Raw genomic sequence first — 4,642 nt, 5'->3', positions numbered from 1 at the left:
GCGGCTGTCCTCGAGCCTGTCGCGGATAGCGAACCAGCGCGGCGATTCGGGCAGGGCGAGCATGCCGATCAGGAGTGCGATGGCGGGGATGGAGGCAATGCCAAGCATGATGCGCCAGACCTCCGCGTCGTGGATGACGGCGTCGAGGAGTGCGTTGATGGCAAAAGCAAGCATCTGTCCGGTAACGATCATCAGTTCGTTGATGGTGACCATGCGCCCGCGCAGATGTGCGGGCGCCATTTCTGCCAGGTAAAGAGGGCACGTTACGGCAGCGGCGCCGACGCCAAGACCGAGGATGACGCGGGCAACGACCATGAACCCGACAGTCGGTGCGATGGCGCAGCCTATCGCGCCGAGAAGGAAGAGCAGCGCGCACACAAGCAGCGTGCCGCGCATCGCTCGTGGCGACCCGAGCCTGCCGCCGCTCAGTGCGCCCACCGCGGCACCAGGGAAGAGCAGTGCGCTGACGACGGTGGCCTCTTCGACCGGGCTCATGCTCAAGGAGTCCTGCATGTAGAGCAACGCACCGGAGATCACGCCGGTGTCGTAGCCGAACAGGAGTCCGCCGAGTGTGGAGATAACAGTGAGACGGGCGAGATACCCGCGGTGTTTTGAGCCGGATGCGGGCGAGCTTGCTGTGTGCAACGACATTGTTGACTTCCTCGATTCGGCCGACCTGGAGGGCGGACTTTGAATTGGGAGCGTTCCCGGGAGTGTGCTGGATCACGCACCTTCTACGTTAGAGCGCTCTAACGAGACCGTCAAGACTTTGTCTTGACATGCGCTCAAAGGGTCGACGGGTGTCCTGGAGGCGGCCGGTTGGGGCAAGTCCGTGCGGGCGCGGCAGCAGGGAGGATGCCGGAAGCCTGGTGCGTGTGGCGCCGGGGTGGAGCGGGTATTTCTTCAGGCTTTTACCGATGAAGCGATTTGTTACTATGTCAGGACAAATCCAGGAAAGGGCGATGAGTCTTATGCGAATCGATGTCAACACAATGGAAGCCGGCACATGACCGGGAACTCCTCACTCCCGGTGTCCCGGGTCCCGGATTCCCGAACCGCACCACCACTCCGCTGGGGGATCATGGGTCCCGGCTGGATTGCGGAGCGCTTTACGGAATCCGTCCAGGCGCACACCTCGCAGATTATCGCCGCAATCGGGTCCCGCTCGCTGGACCGTTCCGAAGCCTTTGCTGGACGGCACGGCATCACCGCTGCCTTCGGCAGCTATGAGGAGCTGGCCGCCGCCGACGTCGACATCGTCTACGTGGCCACGCCGCACAACTTCCACTACGAGGCCGCCCTCATGGCGCTCGACGCCGGCAAGCACGTTCTGGTCGAAAAGCCGATAGGCATCAACCGCGCGCAGGCGGCCGGCATCGCCAGCCGGGCCGCCGACGCCGGCCTGTTCGCCGCCGAAGCCATGTGGACATTTTTCCTGCCCAAGTTCGACGTCATCCGACAAGTGCTCGACTCCGGAATGCTCGGGGACCTTACTACGGTCTTCGCCGAATACGGTGAGCACTTTGACCCCAGCCACCGGATCTTTGACCCGGCTCTGGCGGGCGGCCCGTTGCTGGACCTGGGGACCTATCCGCTCTCGCTCATCACGTCCGTCCTGGGCGAACCGGACCGCCTCCTGGCACTCGGTGAACCGCACGAATCCGGAGTCAATGCCCAGCTGTCGGCCGTCATGTCCTTTGCCGGCGGACGCCAGGCCATGATGAACACCCAATTGCACAACTTCACGCCGACGTCCGCCACCATTGTGGGCACCGAGGCTTCACTGTCAATTGACGGGCCCTTTAACATGCCAGGCAACTTCAGCGTCCACTTCCCGGACGGTACCCGGCTGGCCTACGAGGAGCCGGCCGGAGCGCACTTCGAGGGCCTGCACTTCGAGGCTGCCGCCGTCGCCAGCGCCATTGCGGCGGGGCGGCTGGAGGTTCCGCAGCGGCCGCTCGCCGAATCCATCCGGACCATGGCCGTCGCCGACGCCGTCAGGAACCAGCTCGGCATCGTTTTCCCCGGCGAAGCCATTGGAAGCCGCTGATCCAGGCCCTCCTTATCAGTGCTCGGAGGCCTTCGCGGCCTTGATGGCGGCCTTGGCAGCCTGCTTGCTGGCGCGCACTCTTTTCAGCGAATCGGGGTCCACGATGTCGGCGACGGAAAGAAATGCGCTCTCCTGGCCATAGGGGCCGGCGGCCTCACGCCAGCCTGGCGCCTGCAGGCCGCACTGCTTGCCGAGCAGTGCAAGGAAGATCTTGGCCTTTTGCTCCCCGAAGCCGGGCAAGCCTTTCAACCTGCGCAGCACTTCCTCACCGTCCGGGCCGTCCTGGTTCCAGATGGCAGTTGCGTCCCCATTCCAATCGCCTTGGACGGTCGCGGCGAGGTCCTGGACGCGGCCGGCCATGGAGCTGGGGAAGCGGTGGATGGATGGACGCTCCTTGAAGATCTCAACGAAGCCGGCCGGGTCGTATTCGGCGATTGCGGCAGGGGCCATGGACCCGATGCGCGTCCGGATCTTTTCGGGTCCGGCAAACGCAGACTCCATGGTCACCTGCTGGTCAAGCAGCATGCCAACGAGGAGTGCGAACGCGTCATTGCTGAGCAGTTGGTCGGCGGCGGGGTCGCCCGTGATGTGCAGTTCCATGCGCCCATCCTGCCACCAGCTCCGCGCCACGTCATGGCACCGGCCCGAATCTGCTCCGCCGCGACCAGCGGCATTGCTGACGCTGTGGCCGGTATCCTTGAAAGATGAGTGGCACAGCGCATTCAACCGTCACATTTGATGGCCGCTTCGCCCGGGAGTTCCAGGAGATGGCCATTCCCTGGCGCGCGGAGGAGGCGCCCGAGCCGCACCTTTTGGTGCTCAACGAGCACCTCGGCACTGAGCTGGGCCTCGATCCGGCCTTCCTCCGGAGTCCGGAGGGTCTGCGCCTGTTGACCGGCAACGCCGTCCCTGCCGATGCCAGTCCGGTGGCGCAGGCCTACGCCGGCCACCAGTTTGGCTGGTACGCCCCCCGGCTCGGCGACGGGCGCGCGCTCCTGCTGGGCGAGATCGGGCACGCGGACGGGCAGCTCCGCGACGTCCACCTCAAGGGATCAGGACGCACGCCGTTTGCCCGCAACGGGGACGGCCAGGCGGTGGTCGGTCCCATGCTGCGCGAATACATCGTGAGCGAGTCGATGCACGCGCTGCACATCCCCACGACCCGTTCCCTCGCCGTCGTCGCGACGGGACGTTCGGTGCAGCGCGAGACGCTCCTGCCGGGCGCCATTCTGACCCGGGTAGCCAGCAGCCACCTGCGCGTGGGCAGCTTCCAGTACGCCCGGTCCACGGGCGACATCGGCCTCCTTCGCCGCCTCGCCGACTACGCCCTGACCCGTCACCACCCCGCCGCCGCGGAGGCCGGGAACCGCTATCTAGCACTCTTCCAAGCGGTCATATCCGCCCAGGCTTCGCTGGTGGCCCAGTGGATGCTCGTCGGATTCGTTCACGGGGTCATGAACACCGACAACATGACGATTTCGGGCGAAACGATCGACTACGGGCCGTGTGCCTTCATGGAAGGCTTCGACCCGGCCGCCGTCTATAGTTCGATCGACGAGAGCGGGCGCTACGCCTACCGCAACCAGCCGGTGGTGGCGGAGTGGAATCTTGCCCGGCTCGCGGAGTCGCTTCTGCCCCTGCTCCACGATGACGAGGAGCAGGCGGTGGAGCTCGCGGTGGGAGCCCTCGGCGAGTTCCGCCGGCAGTACAGTGACGCCTGGTCGGCAGGCATGAAGGCCAAGCTGGGGTTCCGTGACGGGCTCGACGACGACGTGGCCTCGGCTCTCGTGGATGAAGTTGTGGCTTTAATGCAGGAGTCACGGGCCGACTACACCTCGTTTTTCCGGCACCTCGGCAAAGCCGCCCGCGGCCGTGCCGAAGCCGCGCGGGCCCAGGTCCTGGACACCGCAGCCTTCGATGCCTGGGTAGGGCGCTGGCGTGCCTTGGCGCCGGATGCTGACGCCATGGACCGGGTCAACCCGGTCTACATCCCGCGGAACCACCTGGTGGAGGAGGCCCTGGCGGCCGCTACCGGCGGAAACCTGGATCCGCTGGCACGGCTGCTGGACGCAGTCGCCGCACCTTTCGACGAGCGGTCCGGCCTCGAGCGCTACGCCGCTGCCGCCCCGGAAAGCTTTGGCCCGTACCGAACCTTCTGCGGAACCTGAGGGGAGCTGATCATGGATACCGAATTCGCCGAGGTCATCGATCATGACGTCACCACCATCACCTGCGTTTGCGGCAATACCGTCAGCAGCGAGGGATTGATTCAGGCCAACTCAGAGGGAATGCCCGTACACATTGGCGGAAACGTTCCCGTGCCCGCGGGGCTGGCTACCTGGCCTGAGGACGAGGATCTCTACACCCTGTGCTCCTCTTGCGGCCGCGTTTACCATGACGCCGTCATCGAGGAGACTGGGACCGCGCCCGTTGCTTTCCGGATTGATGTCACCGCTGGGCCGGTTGCCGAGGCGATCCGTGTCCACTGGGACCTCAACACGTAGCCACCTTCGGGGAAACTTCCGTTTCCCGGTCTTTCCCGGACCGGGTACCGTGCCGGGCAAGCCGTCGACCCTCTAACCCTCGTGGCTC

5 protein-coding genes are annotated in these 4,642 nt (G+C 65.5%); 3 read left to right on the top strand and 2 right to left on the bottom strand.

Annotation, left to right across the window (positions count from 1 at the left end; all coding sequences use genetic code 11):
* The coding region (locus Y706_RS28120) for an MFS transporter (protein ID WP_043436014.1) at nt 1-651 on the bottom strand (651 nt) is incomplete at its 3' end.
* 355 nt (nt 652-1,006) lie between these two features.
* Between Y706_RS28120 and Y706_RS0110980 the strand changes: the two genes are divergently transcribed.
* The gene (locus tag Y706_RS0110980; RefSeq protein WP_028276626.1) at nt 1,007-2,050 is read left to right on the top strand and encodes a Gfo/Idh/MocA family protein; all 1,044 of its coding nucleotides are present in this window, start codon (nt 1,007-1,009) and stop codon (nt 2,048-2,050) included.
* Nucleotides 2,051-2,065: 15 nt separating this feature from the next.
* Here the strand turns inward: Y706_RS0110980 and Y706_RS0110975 are convergent, their stop codons facing one another.
* A complete protein-coding gene (locus tag Y706_RS0110975) occupies nt 2,066-2,650 on the bottom strand; it encodes an HhH-GPD-type base excision DNA repair protein (RefSeq protein WP_028276625.1) in 585 nt (194 codons plus the stop codon).
* 104 nt (nt 2,651-2,754) lie between these two features.
* Between Y706_RS0110975 and Y706_RS0110970 the strand changes: the two genes are divergently transcribed.
* Together Y706_RS0110970 and Y706_RS0110965 are read left to right on the top strand one after the other, a co-directional pair.
* Nucleotides 2,755-4,218 carry a protein adenylyltransferase SelO gene (locus Y706_RS0110970; RefSeq protein WP_028276624.1) on the top strand — a complete coding sequence of 488 codons (1,464 nt, stop codon included), beginning with the start codon at nt 2,755-2,757 and terminating at the stop codon, nt 4,216-4,218.
* 12 nt (nt 4,219-4,230) lie between these two features.
* Complete coding sequence (locus tag Y706_RS0110965; protein WP_028276623.1) at nt 4,231-4,554, top strand: hypothetical protein; 324 nt, start codon at nt 4,231-4,233, stop codon at nt 4,552-4,554.
* Nucleotides 4,555-4,642 lie beyond the last annotated feature (88 nt).

Source organism: Arthrobacter sp. I3 (genome assembly GCF_000520575.1).
Taxonomy (GTDB): Bacteria; Actinomycetota; Actinomycetes; order Actinomycetales; family Micrococcaceae; genus Arthrobacter; species Arthrobacter humicola_A.
Note: the sequence above shows the minus strand (reverse complement) of the source record. Positions and strands in the feature narration are given on the sequence as shown.